At 62.8% G+C, this 19,369-nt stretch carries 14 protein-coding genes and 1 pseudogene; 12 read left to right on the forward strand and 3 right to left on the reverse strand.

Going from position 1 to position 19,369, the window contains the following annotated elements:
- Positions 1-255: 255 nt before the first annotated feature.
- The 3 genes and pseudogenes from ACS4RS_RS21790 to vapC all read left to right on the forward strand — a co-directional run bounded on the left by ACS4RS_RS21790 (position 256) and on the right by vapC (position 3,886).
- Positions 256-3,146, forward strand: a pseudogene (locus ACS4RS_RS21790) (Rne/Rng family ribonuclease).
- 144 nt (positions 3,147-3,290) lie between these two features.
- Positions 3,291-3,500: a type II toxin-antitoxin system VapB family antitoxin gene (locus tag ACS4RS_RS21795; protein ID WP_439009314.1), complete on the forward strand. Its 210-nt coding sequence runs from the start codon at positions 3,291-3,293 to the stop codon at positions 3,498-3,500.
- Complete coding sequence (gene vapC, locus ACS4RS_RS21800) at positions 3,497-3,886, forward strand: type II toxin-antitoxin system VapC family toxin (RefSeq protein ID WP_439009313.1); 390 nt, start codon at positions 3,497-3,499, stop codon at positions 3,884-3,886. Before ACS4RS_RS21795 ends, vapC begins: the two co-directional genes overlap by 4 nt.
- A 30-nt stretch (positions 3,887-3,916) precedes the next feature.
- Here vapC and ACS4RS_RS21805 read toward each other — a convergent pair whose 3' ends face one another.
- Positions 3,917-5,575, reverse strand: a complete 1,659-nt coding sequence (locus ACS4RS_RS21805) for an acyl-CoA dehydrogenase family protein (protein WP_439009312.1) — start codon at positions 5,573-5,575, stop codon at positions 3,917-3,919.
- A 179-nt stretch (positions 5,576-5,754) separates the two neighbouring features.
- On the opposite strand from ACS4RS_RS21805, the gene ACS4RS_RS21810 reads away from it, so the two are divergent.
- The 9 genes from ACS4RS_RS21810 to rpmG all read left to right on the forward strand — a co-directional run bounded on the left by ACS4RS_RS21810 (position 5,755) and on the right by rpmG (position 17,244).
- Positions 5,755-6,711 carry an aspartate carbamoyltransferase catalytic subunit gene (locus ACS4RS_RS21810; protein ID WP_439009311.1) on the forward strand — a complete coding sequence of 319 codons (957 nt, stop codon included), beginning with the start codon at positions 5,755-5,757 and terminating at the stop codon, positions 6,709-6,711.
- Positions 6,708-7,997 (forward strand): dihydroorotase, encoded by a 1,290-nt coding sequence (locus tag ACS4RS_RS21815; protein WP_439009310.1) that lies wholly within the window; start codon positions 6,708-6,710, stop codon positions 7,995-7,997. Before ACS4RS_RS21810 ends, ACS4RS_RS21815 begins: the two co-directional genes overlap by 4 nt.
- A gap of 61 nt (positions 7,998-8,058) precedes the next feature.
- The gene (plsY, locus tag ACS4RS_RS21820; protein ID WP_003587233.1) at positions 8,059-8,679 is read left to right on the forward strand and encodes a glycerol-3-phosphate 1-O-acyltransferase PlsY; all 621 of its coding nucleotides are present in this window, start codon (positions 8,059-8,061) and stop codon (positions 8,677-8,679) included.
- Positions 8,679-9,821, forward strand: coding sequence for a DNA-processing protein DprA (gene dprA, locus ACS4RS_RS21825; protein ID WP_439009309.1), 1,143 nt, complete (start codon positions 8,679-8,681; stop codon positions 9,819-9,821). The genes plsY and dprA overlap by 1 nt, the downstream gene beginning before the upstream one ends.
- 171 nt (positions 9,822-9,992) lie before the next feature.
- Positions 9,993-12,647, forward strand: a complete 2,655-nt coding sequence (gene topA / locus ACS4RS_RS21830) for a type I DNA topoisomerase (protein WP_449313816.1) — start codon at positions 9,993-9,995, stop codon at positions 12,645-12,647.
- 1 nt (position 12,648) lies between these two features.
- Entirely contained in the window at positions 12,649-15,021 is a 2,373-nt protein-coding gene (gene rnr / locus ACS4RS_RS21835) for a ribonuclease R (protein ID WP_439009308.1), read from the forward strand.
- 71 nt (positions 15,022-15,092) lie between these two features.
- Entirely contained in the window at positions 15,093-15,545 is a 453-nt protein-coding gene (locus ACS4RS_RS21840) for a DUF983 domain-containing protein (protein ID WP_439009307.1), read from the forward strand.
- A gap of 254 nt (positions 15,546-15,799) precedes the next feature.
- On the forward strand, positions 15,800-16,984 hold the full coding sequence (locus tag ACS4RS_RS21845; protein ID WP_054181885.1) for an MFS transporter: 1,185 nt from the start codon (positions 15,800-15,802) through the stop codon (positions 16,982-16,984).
- Between the two features lie 92 nt (positions 16,985-17,076).
- Positions 17,077-17,244 carry a 50S ribosomal protein L33 gene (gene rpmG, locus ACS4RS_RS21850; RefSeq protein ID WP_015915679.1) on the forward strand — a complete coding sequence of 56 codons (168 nt, stop codon included), beginning with the start codon at positions 17,077-17,079 and terminating at the stop codon, positions 17,242-17,244.
- On the opposite strand, the gene ACS4RS_RS21855 is transcribed toward rpmG, so the two are convergent.
- Both ACS4RS_RS21855 and ACS4RS_RS21860 read right to left on the reverse strand, forming a co-directional pair.
- Positions 17,237-17,404 carry a hypothetical protein gene (locus ACS4RS_RS21855; protein WP_449313817.1) on the reverse strand — a complete coding sequence of 56 codons (168 nt, stop codon included), beginning with the start codon at positions 17,402-17,404 and terminating at the stop codon, positions 17,237-17,239. The two genes, rpmG and ACS4RS_RS21855, sit on opposite strands and share 8 nt — an antisense overlap.
- A 586-nt stretch (positions 17,405-17,990) precedes the next feature.
- On the reverse strand, positions 17,991-19,364 hold the full coding sequence (locus ACS4RS_RS21860) for a PleD family two-component system response regulator (RefSeq protein WP_439009306.1): 1,374 nt from the start codon (positions 19,362-19,364) through the stop codon (positions 17,991-17,993).
- Positions 19,365-19,369 lie beyond the last annotated feature (5 nt).

The following is a 19,369-nucleotide window of genomic DNA, read 5'->3' on the forward strand; positions in this document are numbered from 1 at the left end:
GAGCAAACTCATCGGACCCGAACGGGTCTTCGTATTTGTCGATCACGCTTGGTTGTTGATGGTTTCGCAGCAGGTTTTTTCTGAAGTGTACAGGCCCCGGACCGAAATGGTTCCGGCTGCGGTCTGGCTGCTGCCCTTCCCCTCGCATCAGGCGCGACTTTCATTATCCGGCGCGGCCACTGCGGACCGCATTCTTTCTGTTTCAACAACAGTCGGGAATGCGCTCTCGCGGCCACGCCGAGGAGCACAGCTTACATGGCAGACAAAATGCTTATCGATGCGTCTCACGAGGAAGAGACGCGCGTCGTTGTCGTTCGCGGGAACCGCATAGAAGAATTTGACTTCGAGTCCCAGCACAAGAAGCAGATCCGCGGCAACATCTATCTGGCAAAGGTAACGCGGGTCGAGCCCTCGCTGCAGGCCGCCTTCGTCGATTACGGCGGCAACCGGCATGGCTTCCTCGCCTTCGCCGAAATCCATCCCGACTATTATCAGATACCGCTTGCCGACCGTCAGGCGCTGCTTCGGGCAGAAGCCGAAGAGCATCGGCGCGACGAAGATGTCGAGCATGTCGAAACGGCGCCGATGGTCGATCTTTCCAAGCAGGATCAGCCGGATGTCGGCATCATGACCGCAGAGGCCCCGGAAACGGCTGCCGTGACCGAAGAGCCGGCAGAGGCAGTTGCATCGCCCGCAACCGCCGAGGAAGCGCCGGCCAAGAAGGCAAGACCGCGCCGCAGCCGCAAGAAGGCCGCCGAGCCGGTTGCCGAGACGACCTCGACCGAGGACGCCGTTCCCACAGACGTCGAAGCCGAAGGCGCTTCGAACGTGGATAACGAGGATGACGGCTCGACCGGCGGCGCGATGGCCGCCATGGTGGAAACCGACTCGATCTCCGAAGACGTCGATACCAGCAAGCGTCGCCACGATGACGATGACGACGATGACGATCACGGCGAAGAGGAAGTCATCGAATCCGTCGGCGCAGAAGACGCGATGGAAGAAGTGCCGGACCGCGTGCAGCGCAAGCCGCGCAAGCAGTACCGCATCCAGGAAGTCATCAAGCGGCGCCAGATCCTGCTGGTGCAGGTCGCCAAGGAAGAGCGCGGCAACAAGGGTGCAGCCCTTACCACCTATCTGTCGCTTGCCGGCCGCTATTCCGTGCTGATGCCGAATACGGCGCGCGGCGGCGGCATTTCCCGCAAGATCACCAACCCTGCCGACCGCAAGCGCCTGAAGGAAATCGCGCGCATGCTCGAGGTGCCGCAGGGCATGGGCGTGATCCTGCGCACCGCCGGCGCCAACCGCACCAAGGTCGAGGTCAAGCGCGACTTCGAATATCTGATGCGCCTCTGGGAGAACGTGCGCACGCTGACGCTGGCGTCCACCGCGCCCTGCCTGGTCTATGAGGAAGGCTCGCTGATCAAGCGCTCGATCCGCGACCTCTACAACAAGGATATCGGCGAGATCATCGTCTCCGGCGAAGATGGCTATCGTGAAGCAAAAGACTTCATGAAGATGCTGATGCCGAGCCATGCCAAGGTGGTTCAGCCCTACCGCGACATCCATCCGATCTTCTCGCGTTCCGGCATCGAAGCGCAGCTCGACCGCATGCTGCAACCGCAGGTGACACTTAAGTCCGGCGGCTACCTGATCATGAACCAGACCGAAGCGCTGGTCTCGATCGACGTCAACTCAGGCCGGTCGACCCGCGAACACTCGATCGAAGACACTGCGCTGCAGACCAACCTCGAGGCTGCCGACGAAGTCGCCCGCCAGCTTCGCCTGCGCGACCTCGCCGGCCTTATCGTCATCGACTTCATCGACATGGAAGAAAAGCGCAACAACCGCGCTGTCGAAAAGAAGCTGAAGGAATGCCTGAAGAACGACCGCGCCCGTATCCAGGTCGGCCGGATCTCGCATTTCGGCCTACTGGAAATGTCGCGCCAGCGCATCCGTGCCTCGGTTCTCGAATCGACCACGCAGGTCTGCTCGCATTGCGGCGGCAGCGGCCATGTGCGTTCGCAGTCCTCCGTGGCCCTGCATGTCCTGCGCGGTATCGAGGAATATCTGCTCAAGAATACCACGCACAACATCAGCGTACGCACCACGCCTGACATTGCGCTCTACCTGCTCAACCACAAGCGCCAGACGATCATCGATTACGAAAACCGTTTCGGCGTCGCTATCGTCATCGATGCGGACGGTTCGGTCGGCGCGCAGCATTTCGCCATCGACCGCGGCGAGGCCGTAGAGAACCCGGTCAAGATCGAGACGCTCTTCAACTTCGCAGCCATTCCTGAGGATGACGACGACGACATCGTCATCGAAATGGATGAGGACGAAGACGAGGAACTTGAGGAAAAGCCGGCAGCCACCGAGCGACCCGTCGCGGCACGCTCGGAAGGCGAAGGTGACGGCAACCGCAAGCGCAAGCGCCGCCGGCGTCGCCGCGGCCGCAACGGCAATGCCGAGCAGCCGGCATCGGCAGCAGGCGAAGCCGGCGACGAGGATGAGGACGGCGACGACGAGGGCAGCGAAGGTGATGAAACCACCGAAGGCGCACCCGAGACGCTGGCTGAAAGCGAGGATCGCAGCGCCGCAAGCGCCGCCGCCGCGGCAAGCGTGGCGGCCGTCGCAATCGCGCCGAGGATGGTTCCGAACTGACGGCCGGCGAAGCCGGTGAAGACAATGGCGGTGACGGGGGCGGCGAAGAGGGCGAAGGCGACGACGTTTCGAACGACGGCGCTCCTGGAGAAGCCGAAGCTGTCGAAGCGGTTGCCGAGCAGGCTGGCGAAAGCCAGGCCGCAGCCGCCGCTGTCGAGGGTGCGGCTGTTGTCGCCGAGGATGTAAAGCCCGCCCGGGGCCGCGGCCGCCGCAAAGCCGCCGCAGCGCCTGTGGAGGAGCCAGTGGCAGAAGCAGCTCCTGTCACCGAAGCCGAGCCGGAGTTGGTCGAGGCCTCCGCCGATCTCGAAACGCCCGCTCAGGAAGAGGCCCCGGAAGAGGCAAAGCCGGTTCGCGCCAACCGCGAATCCAACATCACCTCCTCCGAGCCGACGGTGAAATCCACCCGCAGCGAAAATGGCGAAAGCGATGACGGCAAGCCGAAAAAGGCCGGCTGGTGGCAGCGCCGTGGCTTCTTCTGAACGCTGATTTTCGGACGTAAATGATCAATCCGGCCGCGGCGACGCGGCCGGATTTTTGTTTGTGGCGACGGGGGTCAGCATTGATCTTGAACCGCATGACGGCGATGTGTATCTTTTAAGAGAATTATACACATGAGGTGAAAAATGCGGACGAATATAGATATCGATGATGCCTTACTCGACGCAGCAATGACCGCCACCGGATTGACGACGAAAAAAGCCACCATCGAACAGGCCCTGCGAAGTCTCGTCGACAGGCACCGCCGGAAAACCGCGATCGCAAATCTCTCGGGGATCGGCTGGGAAGGCGACCTGGACGAAATGCGTCGCGATCGGCCGGACGATAACCAGTGATCGTCGTCGACAGTTCGGTCTGGATTTCGCATCTGCGCGGGATAGAAAGCGCCGCCAGACGGCGTCTGCAGAATATCGAGGATCCGCTGGAGATTCTTGTTGGTGACCTTATCCTTTTGGAAGTGCTCCAGGGCGCGCGCGACGAGCGCCATGCAGCGACCATCGAAGCGAGTTTGCGCCAATTCACTATCCGACCGATGCTTGGAGACAGGCTCGCCGTTAAGACAGCTCGCAATTACCGCTTGATACGGGAACGCGGCATCACGGTGCGCAAGACCATCGACATGATCATCGGCACATTCTGCATTCAGGAAGGCCATTCGCTCTTACACGATGATCGGGATTTCGATCCGATGGCCGAGCATCTCGGTCTCAGAATCGCTTGAACCCCAAGATGGGCAGCTCTCCGCCTGCGGTCAGGCCGCCGGCGGATAGAGCAGGTCGACGATGTAGCTGGCGTCGAAGCGGGAATCGAGCATGCCGTAGGTGGAGCGCCAGCCACCGGCAAGGCGCGTCTCGATGAAGGCATCGGCAATGCGCCCTGCCCCCAGCCGATAGAGTTCGGCGGCACCGGCAGCAAGCGCCAGCTGCTCGACGAGCAGGCGCGCGGCGCCCTCATCCTGTTCACAAAGCGCGATTGCGGCGCGCAGCACGTCGATCGTCTTCTTGCCGGCCGGACCAAGATCGCGGGCAAGACCAGCGAAGACCGTCTCGAACAGATCCTTGCCGCGGTTGAGCACACGCAGCACGTCGAGCGCCATGACGTTACCGGAGCCTTCCCAGATGGCGTTGACGGGAGCTTCGCGGTAATGGCGGGCGATCGGGCGTTCCTCGATATAGCCGTTGCCGCCGATGCATTCCATCGCCTCGTAGATCAGCGCCGGGGCGATCTTGCAGCACCAGTATTTGGCGACCGGCGTCATGACGCGGGCATAGGCCGCTTGCTCGGCATTGCCGCGCGCCTTGTCGAAGGCGTCGGCGAGACGGAAGGACAGTGCGGTGGCGGCGGCGACGTCAAGCGCCATGTCGGCCAGCACGCGCGTCATGATCGGCTGGTTGACGAGCATCTTGCCGAAGACGCTGCGGCCGCGGGTATGGTGCACGGCCTCGGCCAGCGAAGCGCGCATCATGCCTGACGAGGCCAGCGCGCAGTCGAGCCGCGTCAGCGTCACCATGTCGAGAATGGTGCGGATGCCGGCATCCGGGCCGCCGAGCAGGAAACCGAAAGTGTCGGTGAACTCGACCTCGGCAGAAGCGTTGGAGCGGTTGCCGACCTTATCCTTCAGCCGCTGGAACTGCAGGCCGTTGGCCGAACCATCCTCCAGCAGGCGCGGCACGAGGAAGCAGCCCATGCCCTCCTTCGTCTGCGCCAGCATGATGAAGGCATCGCTCATCGGAGCGGACATGAACCATTTGTGGCCGGACAGCCGGTAGATGCCTTCGCTGACCTTTTCGGCAGCGCTGCGGTTGGCGCGCACATCCGTGCCGCCCTGCTTTTCCGTCATGCCCATGCCGATGGTGACGGCGGATTTCTGCATGGCGGGTTTGTTCGACGAATCATATTTGCGCGAGAGGATTTTAGGGGCCCAGTCCTTCTGCACCGCGGGCGAGGCCGAGAGCGCGGCAACGGAGGCGCTGGTCATCGTCAGCGGGCAGAGATGGCCGGATTCCAGCTGCGCGGTCAGATAGAAGCGGGCGGCGCGAACCTTGTGGGCCTCATCCTTGGCATCGGCATCGGCCTGCGGATCCCAGACGGAGGAATGCAGGCCGACCGACATGGAGCGGCGCATCAGCGCGTGCCAGGCGGGGTGGAACTCGACGACGTCGAGGCGCTCGCCGCGCGGACCATGGGTGCGCAGCTGCGGCGCGCCCTGGTTCGCCATGCGCGCCAGCTCCTGCGCCTCCGGCGAGGTGACGTAACGACCCATGTTTTCCAGGTCTTCGCGGATGCCGCGCGGCAGGGCCGCCGTCAGATCGACGATCAGCGGATCGGACCGATAGGCGTTGATGCCGGACCACAGGCTCGGCTGGTTGAGTTCTGCGAGTTTTTCGTCAGTCCGGTTGGCGGAGGTCATAATTCGCTTCTAGTGTAAGAACCCGGCAAAGGGAAACCGGAAGTTATGATTCGGTTCATTCTGCTCTATCGGAATTTTGGCGAAAATGCATGGGGACATAAGCCTTTGCCCACAGCGCATGCTTGCCCCGGCGGGCAGCAATCTTTATAGACCCGCCAGAGACAGCAAGAGGCAGGGTCATGGTCTTTTTCCCCCACCGCCACCTCATCGGCATCAAGGGCCTCACCGAGCAGAATATCACCTATCTGCTCGACAAGGCCGACGAGGCCGTCAAAATCAGCCGCCAGCGAGAGAAGAAGACGTCGACGCTGCGCGGACTGACGCAGATCAACCTCTTCTTCGAGGCATCGACCCGAACGCAGGCCTCCTTCGAGCTTGCCGGCAAGCGACTCGGCGCCGACGTCATGAACATGTCGGTCGGCAATTCCTCGGTGAAGAAGGGCGAAACGCTGATCGATACGGCGATGACGCTGAATGCGATGCGCCCCGACGTGCTGGTCATCCGCCATTCGAGCGCGGGAGCGGCCGCCCTTCTTGCCCAGAAGGTCTCCTGCTCGGTCGTCAATGCCGGCGACGGGCAGCACGAACATCCGACCCAGGCGCTGCTCGACGCGCTGACGATCCGCCGCGCCAAGGGCAAGCTCTCGCGCATCATCGTGGCGATCTGCGGCGACGTGCTGCATTCACGCGTTGCGCGCTCCAATATCCTGCTGCTCAATGCGATGGGCGCCCGCCTGCGCGTCGTCGCGCCCGCCACTCTCCTGCCCGCCGGCATCGCCGATATGGGCGTCGAGGTCTTCCATTCGATGAAGGAAGGGCTGAAGGACGCCGATGTGGTGATGATGCTGCGGCTGCAGCGCGAGCGCATGTCCGGCGCCTTCGTGCCTTCGGTGCGCGAATACTACCACTTCTACGGGCTCGACGCCGAAACGCTGAAGGCGGCGAAGGAGGATGCGCTGGTCATGCATCCCGGCCCGATGAACCGCGGCGTCGAGATCGCCTCCGAGGTGGCGGACGGTCCGCAGAGCGTGATCGCTGAACAGGTGGAAATGGGGGTCGCGGTGCGCATGGCGGTGATGGAGACGCTGCTCGTCTCGCAGAACCAAGGCCCCCGAACCGATGGATTGAAGGCATGAGCAACCCGATCGTCCTCCAGAACGTCCGCATCGTCGATCCCTCGCGCAATCTCGACGAGGTGGGCACGATCATCGCCGAAAACGGCGTGATCCTGGCCGCCGGCAGCGCCGCGCAGAACCAGGGCGCGCCCGAAGGAGCTGATATCCGCGACTGCGCCGGCCTTGTCGCCACACCTGGCCTCGTCGATGCGCGCGTCCATATCGGCGAACCCGGCGGCGAGCATCGCGAGACGATCGCCTCGGCGAGCCGGGCGGCCGCAGCCGGCGGCGTCACCTCGATCATCATGATGCCGGACACCGATCCCGTCCTCGACGACATCGCCCTCGTCGAATTCGTCAAGAAGACGGCGCGCGATACCGCCGCCGTCAACGTCTATCCGGCCGCCGCCATCACCAAGGGGCTTGCCGGCGAGGAGATGACCGAGATCGGCCTGCTGTTGCAGGCAGGCGCCGTCGCCTTCACCGATGCCCATTCCAGCGTCCACGACACGCAGGTGCTGCGCCGGATCATGACCTATGCGCGTGAATTCGGCGCCGTCGTCTGCTGCGAAACCCGCGACAAATATCTTGGCGCCAACGGCGTCATGCATGAAGGGCTTTTTGCCAGCTGGCTCGGGCTCTCCGGCATTCCAAGGGAGGCCGAACTCATCCCGCTCGAACGCGATCTGAGGATCGCAGAACTGACGCGCGGGCGTTATCATGCCGCGATGATCTCGGTGCCGCAATCGGTCGAGGCGATCGAACGCGCCCGCAGCCGCGGCGCCAAGGTGACCTCGGGCATCTCGATCAACAATCTGGCGCTCAACGAAAACGACATCGGCGAATACCGCACCTTCTTCAAGCTCTATCCGCCGCTGCGCCCGGAAGACGACCGGGTCGCCATGGTCGAGGCGCTGGCAAGCGGCGCGATCGATATCATCGTCTCCTCGCACGATCCGCAGGACGTCGATACGAAGCGCCTGCCCTTCGGCGAAGCTGAAGACGGCGCGGTCGGCCTCGAAACCATGCTGGCGGCAGCTCTGAGGCTTCACCATGGCGGCCAGGTGAGCCTGATGCGGCTGATCGACGCCATGTCCACCCGCCCGGCCGAGATTTTCGGCCTTCCCGCCGGCACACTGAAGCCGGGGGCTGCGGCCGATATCGCGCTGATCGATCTTGATGAGCCTTGGCTTGTCGCCAAAGACATGCTTCTCTCGCGCTCGAAGAACACGCCGTTCGAAGATGCGCGCTTCAGCGGGCGGGCCGTCGCGACCTATGTCTCGGGAAAGCTTGTCCACGCACTGTAAGAAACGGCGTACTTAAGAAATGGCGTACTGGGGATAGGCCACGGAGGGGCTGAGGCGGCATATGTTATCCAATCTCATGTCATGGCAGATCACGCTGCCGGTCGCGCTTGCCGCCGCCGTCATCGGCTATCTCTTCGGCTCCATTCCTTTCGGCCTGATTCTCACGCGCGCCGCCGGGCTCGGCGACGTGCGCAGCATCGGCTCCGGCAATATCGGCGCGACCAATGTGCTCAGAACCGGAAACCGCAAGCTTGCCGCGGCGACGCTACTGCTCGATGCGCTGAAGGCATCGGCCGCGGCCTGGATCGTCGGTTATTTCCTCGGTGAGGAGGCTGCGATCATCGCCGGCTTCTTCGCCTTCATCGGTCATCTCTTCCCGGTCTGGATCGGCTTCAAGGGCGGCAAGGGTGTCGCCACCTATATCGGCACGCTGCTCGGCGTCGCGCCGATCATGGTCGTGCTCTTTGCCGCCGTCTGGCTGGCAATCGCCTTCACCACCCGCTACTCCTCGCTGTCGGCGCTGGTCGCCATGCTTGTCATTCCGGTTGCGCTGTGGATACTGGGCAACGAAAAGGTTGCGGCCGTCATGGCGATCATGACGCTGATCTCCTATTGGAAGCACAGGGCGAATATCTCCCGCCTGATGGGCGGGACGGAAAGCAAGATCGGGGCAAAGGGATAATGGATGCGCTGAGCGCGGGACCAAAAGGCACTGTGCTGAGCGAACGGCAGAGAATTGCCTGGCTGCGCCTTATCCGTTCCGACAATATCGGTCCTGCGACCTTTCGCGACCTCATCAATCATTTCGGTTCGGCCGAGGCAGCGCTTGCGGCACTGCCGGAGCTTTCGGTGCGCGGCGGCGCCACGCGGGCAATCCGCATCGCCAGCGAGGCCGAGGCACATCGGGAACTGGAGGCGGCGCATCGTTTCGGCGCCCGCTTCGTCGGCATTGGCGAGCCGGACTATCCGCAAGCGCTGAAGCAGATCGACGACGCGCCGCCGCTGCTGGCCGTCAAGGGCACGCTTGCCGCCGCCAAACGACCGGCCGTCGGCATCGTCGGGTCGCGCAACGCCTCTATCGCCGGCGCCAAACTCGCGGCGATGGTGGCGCGCGACTGCGGCCGGGCTGGATATACCGTGGTCTCGGGCCTCGCGCGCGGCATCGATACCGCGGCGCACCGGGCAAGTCTGGAGACGGGCACGATCGCGGCCCTTGCCGGCGGACTCGACCAGCCCTATCCGCCGGAGAATATCGGTCTGCTCGAGGAGATCACCGGCGGCAACGGCCTGGCGGTGAGCGAGATGCCTTTCGGCTGGGAGCCCCGCGCCCGCGATTTCCCGCGGCGGAACCGGCTGATCGCCGGCATCGCGCTTGGCCTCGTCGTGGTGGAAGCGGCAACGCGCTCGGGATCGCTGATCACCGCACGCCTTGCCGGCGAGTTCGGCCGGCTGGTATTTGCCGTACCGGGCTCACCGCTCGATCCGCGCTGCCATGGCACCAACGGCCTGCTCAAGGACGGCGCTTCGATCGTCACCGCACCCGCCGATGTCATCGAGGCCTTGGCGCCGCTTGTGCAATTCGAGCTGTTCCCGTCGTCGATGGCGGAGGAGCCGCCGCGTGACGGCGGGGCAATGACGATGCCGCCCGGCGATACGGATCGCAACCGCATCATCGATGCGCTCGGGCCGACGCCGGTCGAGATCGACGATATTTTCCGCCACACTGGCCTGTCGGCATCCTCAGTCTATCTGATCCTGCTGGAACTCGACATAGCAGGCAGGCTGCACCGGCATCAGGGCGGTCTCATCTCGCTTTCCGACTGAGCTTTGCGCGATACGGGCCGGCCGCTTTGCAGCAGCCGCAAGACGTAAAATTGTAGCTAACCCCTTGACCGCAGCGATTTCCCTGTCCATGTCGGAGGGCCGGCATCCATGTTGCGGTGTGTGTTGCGCTGGTTTCAACGCTGGCGTCGTTTCCTTTTTTAGAGAATCATCATGAATGTTGTAGTGGTGGAATCGCCTGCCAAGGCCAAGACGATCAACAAGTATCTGGGTTCGGGATACAAAGTGCTCGCCTCCTTCGGCCATGTGCGCGATCTGCCTGCCAAGGACGGCTCGGTCCTCCCCGATCAGGATTTCGAAATGCTTTGGGAGGTCGACGGGGCCTCAGCCAAGCGGATGAAGGAAATCGCCGACGCGGTGAAATCTTCCGACGGCCTGTTTCTCGCGACCGACCCGGATCGCGAAGGCGAAGCGATTTCCTGGCACGTCCTCGATATGCTGAACAAGAAGCGGGTGCTGAACGGCAAGCCGGTCAAGCGCGTCGTCTTCAACGCGATCACCAAGAAGGCGGTGCTCGACGCGATGGCCGATCCGCGCGACATCGACGTGCCGCTGGTCGACGCCTATCTGGCGCGCCGCGCCCTCGACTATCTCGTCGGCTTCAATCTTTCGCCGGTCCTCTGGCGCAAGCTACCCGGCGCACGCTCGGCCGGCCGCGTCCAGTCGGTGGCGCTTCGCCTCGTCTGCGACCGCGAATCCGAAATCGAGCGCTTCATTTCGGAAGAATACTGGAACATCTCAGCACTTCTGAAGACGCCGCGCGGCGACGAGTTCGAGGCAAGGCTGGTTTCCGCCAACGGCAAGCGGCTGCCGCCGCGCGCGATTGGCAACGGCGAGGATGCGGGCCGCCTGAAGGCGTTGCTGGACGGCGCGAGCTATGTCGTCGACACAGTCGAGGCCAAGCCGGTCAAGCGCAATCCGGGACCGCCATTTACGACCTCGACCTTGCAGCAGGCCGCCTCCTCCAATCTCGGCTTCTCCGCCTCGCGCACCATGCAAATCGCCCAGAAGCTCTATGAAGGGGTCGATATCGGCGGCGAGACCGTCGGTCTCATCACCTATATGCGAACCGACGGCGTGCAGATGGCGCCCGAGGCGATCGATGCCGCGCGCCGCGCCATCGTCGACCAGTTCGGCGAGCGTTACATGCCCGAAAAGGCCCGCTTCTATTCCACCAAGGCCAAGAACGCCCAGGAGGCGCACGAAGCGATCCGCCCGACCGATTTCTACCGCTCGCCCGACCGCGTGCGCCAATTCCTCGATGCCGACCAAATCCGGCTCTACGACCTGATCTGGAAGCGCGGCATCGCCAGCCAGATGGCCTCGGCCGAAATCGAGCGCACCACGGCTGAAATCACCGCCGACAACAAGGGCGAGAAGGCCGGGCTGCGCGCCGTCGGCTCGGTCATCCGCTTCGATGGCTTTATCGCCGCCTATACCGATCAGAAGGAAGACGGCGAGCAGAGCGACGACGGCGACGAGGATGGCCGCCTGCCGGAGATCAATGCGCGCGAGACGCTCGCCAAGCAGAAGATCAATTCGACCCAGCATTTCACCGAGCCGCCGCCGCGCTACTCGGAAGCCTCGCTGATCAAGAAGATGGAAGAGCTCGGCATCGGCCGCCCCTCCACCTATGCAGCGACGCTGGCGACGCTGCGCGACCGCGACTATGTGACGATCGACAAGCGCAAGCTGATCCCGCAGGCCAAGGGCCGGCTGGTGACGGCCTTCCTTGAAAGCTTCTTCACCAAATATGTCGAATACGACTTCACTGCCGATCTCGAGGAAAAGCTCGACCGGATTTCCGCCGGCGAGTTGAACTGGAAGCAGGTGCTGCGCGATTTCTGGAAAGATTTCTTCGCCCAGATCGAAGACACCAAGGAACTGCGCGTCACCAATGTGCTCGATTCGCTGAACGAGGCGCTGGCGCCGCTGGTCTTCCCGAAGCGCGAGGACGGCAGCGATCCCCGGATCTGCCAGGTTTGCGGCACCGGTAACCTGTCGCTGAAGCTCGGCAAGTACGGCGCCTTCGTCGGCTGCTCGAACTATCCGGAATGCAATTACACGCGCCAGCTCTCCTCCGAAAACGGCGGAGAAGCGGATGGTGCCGCCCTCAACGAACCGAAGAACCTCGGCACCGATCCGACGACCGGCGAGGAACTGACGCTGCGTTCCGGCCGCTTCGGACCCTATATCCAGCGCGGCGACGGCAAGGAGGCCAAACGCGCTTCGCTGCCGAAGGGCTGGAAGCCTGAGGACATCGACTACGAAAAGGCCATGGCGCTGATTTCACTGCCGCGCGATATCGGCAAACATCCCGAAACCGGCAAGATGATCTCATCGGGCATCGGCCGCTATGGGCCGTTCCTGCTGCATGACGGTTCCTATGCCAATCTGGAAACGATCGAGGACGTGTTCTCGGTCGGCCTCAACCGCGCCGTGACCGTCATTGCCGAAAAGGCAAACCAGGCACCGGGCCGTGGTTCGCGCGGCACGCCGGCGGCGCTGAAGACACTCGGCGATCATCCGGACGGCGGCGCAATCACCGTTCGCGACGGCAAATACGGGCCTTACGTCAACTGGGGCAAGGTCAATGCCACCCTGCCGAAGGGCAAGGATCCGCAGGCGATCACCGTCGAGGAGGCGCTTGCGCTGATCACGGAGAAGGCCGGCAAGGCGCCCGCCGGCAAGACGAGCAAGGCGAAAGCAAAGCCGAAGGCGGCGGCCGCCGAAGCCAAGACCACCAAGACGGCGGCCAAGCCGAAGGCAACGAAGGCGAAAGCGCCCGCGAAATCGAAAAAGAGCTGACGTGAGCAGAATACCGCGCGACAGAACGAACCCTGCGGGCAAGCGCCCCGGCAAGATCGGCCGTGCCGGCAAGGATGCTCCCGCCGTCGAGCCGCTGAATATCGTCCACGGCGCGCTGCCGTCGCGCGAGGTGATCCTACGCTTCATCGCCGATCATCCGCAGAAAGCTTCCAAGCGGGAACTCGCCAAGGCTTTCGGCCTGAAGGGCGACAGCCGCGTCGAGCTCAAGCACCTGCTGCAGGAACTCGAGCAGGAAGGCATGCTGCGGAAGAACCGCAAGTCGCTGATCCGCCCCGGCGCACTGCCGCCGGTCACCGTTCTCGATATCACCACGCGCGACAAGGACGGCGATCTGATCGGGCGGCCAGCGGAATGGCCCGAGGATCAGGGTGTCGCGCCCGCCGTCTCCATCCGCCAGCAATCGCCCGCAGGCCGCCAGGGCAAGGGCAAGGCACCGGTCGCAGGCCTCGGCGACCGCATCCTGGCGAAGATCTTCCCGGCCGTAGATCGCGGAGGGCCGGCCTATACGGCCCGGATCATCAAGGTGATCGATAGGCGCCGCGGCGCCTCGATGGGTGTTTTCCGCACGGCGCCCGGCGGCGGCGGCCGGCTGCTGCCGATCGAGCGACGCGGTGAGGAGATGGTGATCGATCCAGACTTCACCGGCGGCGCAAAAGACGGCGACCTGGTCGAGATCGAAGTCGCCCGCCTCGGCCGCTTCGGTCTGCCGCGCGCCAAGGTTCTATCCGTCGTCGGCTCCGTCGGCTCGGAAAAGGCGATCTCGATGATCGCCATCCATGCGCATGGCATTCCGCATGTCTTCCCGCCCGCCGTTATCGCCGAGGCGGAGGACGCAAAACCCGCGACGATGTCGCATCGCGAGGACTGGCGCGACGTGCCGCTGATCACCATCGATCCGGCCGATGCCAAGGACCATGACGACGCCGTCTATGCCGAACTCGACCCCTCGCCCGACAACCCCGGCGGCGTCATCGTCACCGTGGCGATTGCCGACGTCTCCTGGTATGTCCGCCCAAAGTCGCCGCTCGACCGCGAGGCGCTGAAGCGCGGCAACTCGGTCTATTTCCCGGATCGCGTCGTGCCGATGCTGCCGGAGCGCATTTCAAACGATCTCTGCTCGCTGAAGGAGGGCGTCGACCGCCCGGCGCTCGCCGTGCGCATGAGCTTTTCCGGGGAAGGCCGCAAGATCGGCCACACATTTCATCGCGTCATGATGAAGAGCGCGGCCAAACTCTCCTACCAGCAGGCCCAGTCGGCGATCGACGGCACGCCCGACGATAAGACCGGGCCGATGCTCGAGCCGATCCTGAAGCCGCTCTGGCACGCCTATGCGGTGATGAAGCGCGGACGCGACCGGCGCCAGCCGCTGGAACTCGACATGCCGGAGCGCAAGATCCTGCTGAAATCCGACGGCACCGTCGACCGGGTCCATGTGCCGCCGCGGCTCGATGCGCACAAGCTGATTGAAGAGATGATGATCCAGGCGAATGTCTCAGCCGCCGAGACGCTGGAAAAGAAACGCCAGCCGCTGATCTACCGCATCCATGACGGCCCGACGCTTGCCAAGCAGGAAATCCTGCGCGAGTTCCTGGCGACGCTCGGCATCCCACTTGCCAAGGGCGGCAATATGCGCGCCAACAACTTCAACGGCATTCTGGCGAAGGCGGACGGCACGCCGCACCAGACCATGGTCAACGAGATGGTGCTGCGCTCGCAGAGCCAGGCGATCTACGGCCCGGAGAATATCGGCCATTTCGGCCTCAACCTGATGAAATACGCGCATTTCACCTCGCCGATCCGCCGTTACGCCGATCTCATCGTGCATCGCGCCCTCGTCGGCTCGCTCGGCTTCGGCGAAGGCGGCATCACGACAGAGGAAGAGGCAGGCCTCGACGATGTCGCCGCGGAAATTTCGACCTTCGAGCGCCGGGCCATGGCGGCCGAGCGTGAGACGGTCGACCGGCTGATCGCGCATCATCTCAGCGGCCGAGTCGGCGAGGAATTTGCCGGGCGAGTCTCGGGTGTTACGAAATCCGGGCTTTTTGTCGCTCTGCCGGAGTATGGTGCGGACGGTTTCGTCCCCATATCGACGCTCGGCAGTGACTATTTCATCTATGACGAGGCGCATCAGGCGCTCTCGGGTGAACGGACGGGGCTCGGCTATCGCCTTGGCGACAACGTCACGGTGAAGCTTGCCGAAGCAATCCCGCTTGCCGGGGCGCTGCGTTTCGAGATGGTCAGCGAAGGGCGCGAGATGCCGACGGCGGTGCGCTCCTTCCACAAAGCCGGCCGCCGCGACCGGGGCCAGGTTCGCAAGAAGCCGGGAACGAGGCCACCACGCGGGCGGCATTGAAATGTTCCAGGTGTCCGAAAGCGGCATTGGGCCATATTCACGAGCCCATGCGGCCTGAAGAGGAATATACGATGAGCACACCGACCGAACCGGTCGTCCGCTACGGCGGCAGGCCCGAGGCCGAGCGTCCGCTGGGACGCTCCATCCTGCGCGGGCTGATGAACCGCTGCCCGGCCTGCGGCAGCGGCAAACTTTTCCGCTCCTTCCTGAAGCCGGTCGATCATTGCGCGGCCTGCGGTGAGGCGATGCATCACCAACGCGCCGACGACCTGCCGCCTTATATCGTCATCCTCGTTCTCGGCCACGTCGTGGTCGGCGGCTATATGCTGACCGACCTGACCTTCATGCTGCCGGTATGGGCGCATATTGCCATCTGGGCGCCGATCACCGTCATCACCGCGCTTGCCTCGATCCAGCCGATCAAGGGCGGCGTCATCGGCCTGCAATGGGCGCTGCGCATGCACGGTTTCGGCGGCGAGAGCGACGGTCCGGACGATTATGACATCCCCGAACGCCCGGACTGATCGCTTTCACCTTCCAGACATATTTACCGTGTAGTGCCAGCGCTCCACCGACCACCACCCGAATGCGGCAGCCGACGATCCTCAACCCGACATGGTAAGCATTTCTTGGCCGAACGGGCTTTACATTCCGCAGATGGTCACTCACATCGGAAATACTGCGAAGCGGCATCCGACACCCGGATTTGGCACGTCTGTGTCTATCTGTTCGACGGGCACCGGCCGCTTCGCTCGCGCAGCTTTCTAAGGATGGATAAATGTCTCAGCCGAGAAACGGCACACCGGGCGATGTCGAGGAAATCCATTGGCCTTCTCTGGTGGCAGCCATCTCGTCCATCTCAGCCGTTGGCATAGCAATCGGCCTCGGGCTCCCGCTTCTCAGCATCATCTTGGAAAAACGCGGCATTTCGTCCACCTTGATCGGGCTCAACACGGCGATGGCAGGCGTCGCGGCGATGGCCGCCGCGCCCATCACCACCAGGCTCGCCCATAAATACGGCGTTGCGCCGACCATGCTCTGGGCAGTGCTGATTTCGGCGCTGAGTGCACTCGGTTTTTATTATGCCCAGGATTTCTGGATGTGGTTTCCGTTGCGTTTCGCTTTTCACGGCGCGACGACGACGCTGTTCATTCTCTCCGAATTCTGGATCAATGCCGCCTCGCCGCCGTCCAAGCGCGGCTTCGTGCTCGGCATTTATGCGACGGTGCTTTCCCTCGGCTTTGCGGCCGGGCCGCTCTTGTTTTCGATCCTTGGCAGCGACGGCATCTTTCCCTTCCTGATCGGCGCCGGCGCTATCCTGCTTGCCGCCATTCCGATCTTCATCGCCCGTGACGAGAGCCCGGTGCTCGAGGAAAAACCGGAGCTGCATTTCATGCGCTACGTTTTCCTGGTGCCGACGGCAACGGCGGCCGTCTTCATCTTCGGCGCGGTCGAAGCGGGCGGCCTGTCACTTTTCCCGATCTTTGCCGTGCGCGCCCATTTCACCGAATCGCAGGCGGCACTTCTGCTCACCATGATGGGCGTCGGCAATGTCATCTTCCAGATTCCGCTCGGCCTGCTCTCCGACCGCATCCCCGACAAGCGGCCGCTTCTGGCCGGCATGGCGCTGATGGGCTTCGTCGGATCGATGATGCTGCCGCTGTTGGTCGACAACTGGCTGCTGATGGCCGGGCTCCTGCTTTTCTGGGGCGGCTGCGTCTCCGGCCTTTATACGGTCGGTCTCAGCCATCTCGGCTCGCGGCTGACGGGCTCCGACCTTGCGGCCGCCAATGCCGCCTTCGTCTTTTGTTATGCGATGGGAACCGTGGCCGGGCCGCAGGCAATCGGTGCGGCGATCGATGTCGCCGGAAATAACGGTTTTGCCTGGGCGATTGCCGCCTTCTTCGGCCTCTATGCCCTACTTTCCGGCATCAGACTGATGTTCATTCGAAAACGGACTTGACTTTTCGGGCGGGATTCGTAGTTTCGCGCCAGAATTTGCCGTGGAGCCCATCCGGCTTCCACGGCTTTCATTTTCTTAAAGGCAGGACGACCATGGCCAAGGCTACAACAATCAAGATCAAGCTGCTGTCGACAGCCGACACCGGTTTCTTCTACGTCACGACGAAGAACAGCCGTACGATGACGGACAAGATGACGAAGACGAAGTACGACCCGATTGCTAGGAAGCACGTCGAGTTCAAGGAAACCAAGATCAAGTAATCGCCTGATCTCCGGATTTTGCAAAAAGCGCGCGCCCTCGGGTTGCGCGTTTTTTATTGCCCGAATTGGCGCTCTTGACGATGACAGCGCAAACAGAAAAACGCCGCCCTTCCATCTTCGGGAAGTGGCGGCGTTTTTTGGAAAAGGGGTCGGCCAGCATGCAAAACGGCACGAGGAACCGCTATAACTTGCCTACTAGCCGACCGACCCCACGACCCAGGAGATGCGGCGGACCTGAGCATCATGGGGTATCGACAACTCCTCAGCGGGAGCGCTTCTCTTATGAGCCGATAATTTGCGCAAAAATGAAAGAAAATCAACAAATTCTTAATGATGATTTTTCTAGACTTGATTCTATGGTTAAAAGTCCAGTTTTGGGACATACAAAGATTTATCCGATCTGCTTGTGGCCGAAGCCTAGACGCTGAGCCTTCGAAGAAATTCGACAATATAACGTAATAATTTACCCCTGCCCTTCCCCTAGGTGAGGTGGTGCGGCGGCGCTCTATTTCCCCCCATCGGCAGAAGGCGTTTTTTATAGTCACCATTATATTTTTAGCTATGGCCCGATGCTTTCAGGACTATCGGGCAGCGGCACATCCGCAGCAAAGCCGGAAATCCATTTTTGGGCTATTTGATTGCAAATTTTTCACGCCGCTCTGTGCGGGGGAGCATTAAAAATCGGTAATAATCCGCTTACCACAGTGGATAACCCCTAAACGGCACATATGGCGGCAGCTGATTCGTCAGGCGGCCGCAGCGACGACGCGATTGCGGCCCGTATTTTTGGCTTCGTAAAGCGCAAGATCGGCCTGCTTCATCAGCTGATCCGGGGTCAGCACCGAGCCGATGCGCGAAGCGATGCCGAAGGAAGCGGTGACATTCAGCTCCTCTCCCGCGTGTTTCAGCCTGAAGGGCGCGTTTTCGACGGCCGCGCGTAGTCGCTCGGCGACAGCGGCGGCAATTTCCGGCGAAGTATCCGGCATGACGACGACGAACTCCTCACCGCCGTAGCGGCAAGCGAGATCGGCGCCGCGAATGGTCGAGCGGACACGATTGGCAAACTCCCGCAGCACTTCGTCGCCGCCGTCATGGCCATAGGTGTCGTTCACCTGCTTGAAGCGGTCGATATCGGTGATCAGCACCGAAAGCGGCCGGCCCCGCGCCATCGAACGGTTGAAGAGCACGTTCAGGTGATTGTCGAGATAACGCCGGTTATAGAGGCCGGTCAGCGGATCGGTCACGGCAAGCTCGATCGTCTGCTTGACGCTGGCGCGCAGGCGGTCGTTGCAGCGCTTGCGACGGATCTGCGTCAGACTGCGGGCAACCAGCTCGTTGGGATCGACCGGGCGGATGATGTAGTCGTTGACGCCGAGATCGAGCGCACGCACGACCATCTCGTCCGCGCCCTGCTCGGTGATGATCAGGATCGGCAGAAAGCGGGTCCGCTCCAGCGAGCGCAGCTGCGAGCAGAGGCGCAGCGGATCGTAATCGTCGAAATTGGCGTTGACGATGACGAGATCGAACGCGCTTTCGGCCGCCTCGAAGAGCGCTGCCTGCGGATCGGACAGGGCAAGCACGTCGGCGACGGGCTTCAGCGCCTTGATGATGCGCTCCTGCGAATTGGCGCGGCCGTCGACGAGCAGGATCTGACCGGTCTCGTCGGCGCGGCCCTCGCCTGCCCGCATGAGGTCGTCGATGCCCATCGTGTGGGCGGTGTCGGCGCGGATGCGCAGCTCATCGCTCAACGTCTTCAACCGCAGCAGGCTCTTCACCCGTGAGATCAGCTGAAGATCGTTGACCGGCTTGGTGAGAAAATCGTCGGCGCCGGCCTTCAGACCGCGGACGCGGTCGGCCGGCTGATCCAATGCCGTGACCATGACGACAGGAATATGGGCGGTCTTGCGGTTGGCCTTCAGCCGCTCGCAGACCTCGAAACCGTCGATGCCGGGCATCATGATGTCGAGCAGGATCAGATCGACCTGGTTGCGCTCGCAGATCGCCAGCGCCGTGTAGCCGTCAGCTGCGGTCATCACGTCGAAATACTCCGCAAGCAGCCGCGCTTCGAGCAGCTTCACATTGGCCGGAATATCGTCAACCACCAGTATTCGCGCAGTCATAGCTG

This window comes from Rhizobium sp. F40D2, assembly GCF_051810745.2.
GTDB lineage: Bacteria > Pseudomonadota > Alphaproteobacteria > Rhizobiales > Rhizobiaceae > Rhizobium.

What these genes read in the sequence shown, in the direction of transcription:
- ACS4RS_RS21795 (WP_439009314.1), top strand. Translation starts at nt 3,291, where the DNA reads ATGCGGACGAATATAGATATCGATGATGCCTTACTCGACGCAGCAATG.
- ACS4RS_RS21805 (WP_439009312.1), bottom strand. Translation starts at nt 5,575, where the DNA reads ATGACCTCCGCCAACCGGACTGACGAAAAACTCGCAGAACTCAACCAG.
- ACS4RS_RS21810 (WP_439009311.1), top strand. Translation starts at nt 5,755, where the DNA reads ATGGTCTTTTTCCCCCACCGCCACCTCATCGGCATCAAGGGCCTCACC.
- ACS4RS_RS21815 (WP_439009310.1), top strand. Translation starts at nt 6,708, where the DNA reads ATGAGCAACCCGATCGTCCTCCAGAACGTCCGCATCGTCGATCCCTCG.
- plsY (WP_003587233.1), top strand. Translation starts at nt 8,059, where the DNA reads ATGTTATCCAATCTCATGTCATGGCAGATCACGCTGCCGGTCGCGCTT.
- dprA (WP_439009309.1), top strand. Translation starts at nt 8,679, where the DNA reads ATGGATGCGCTGAGCGCGGGACCAAAAGGCACTGTGCTGAGCGAACGG.
- topA (WP_449313816.1), top strand. Translation starts at nt 9,993, where the DNA reads ATGAATGTTGTAGTGGTGGAATCGCCTGCCAAGGCCAAGACGATCAAC.
- ACS4RS_RS21840 (WP_439009307.1), top strand. Translation starts at nt 15,093, where the DNA reads ATGAGCACACCGACCGAACCGGTCGTCCGCTACGGCGGCAGGCCCGAG.
- ACS4RS_RS21845 (WP_054181885.1), top strand. Translation starts at nt 15,800, where the DNA reads ATGTCTCAGCCGAGAAACGGCACACCGGGCGATGTCGAGGAAATCCAT.
- rpmG (WP_015915679.1), top strand. Translation starts at nt 17,077, where the DNA reads ATGGCCAAGGCTACAACAATCAAGATCAAGCTGCTGTCGACAGCCGAC.
- ACS4RS_RS21855 (WP_449313817.1), bottom strand. Translation starts at nt 17,404, where the DNA reads ATGCTGGCCGACCCCTTTTCCAAAAAACGCCGCCACTTCCCGAAGATG.
- ACS4RS_RS21860 (WP_439009306.1), bottom strand. Translation starts at nt 19,364, where the DNA reads ATGACTGCGCGAATACTGGTGGTTGACGATATTCCGGCCAATGTGAAG.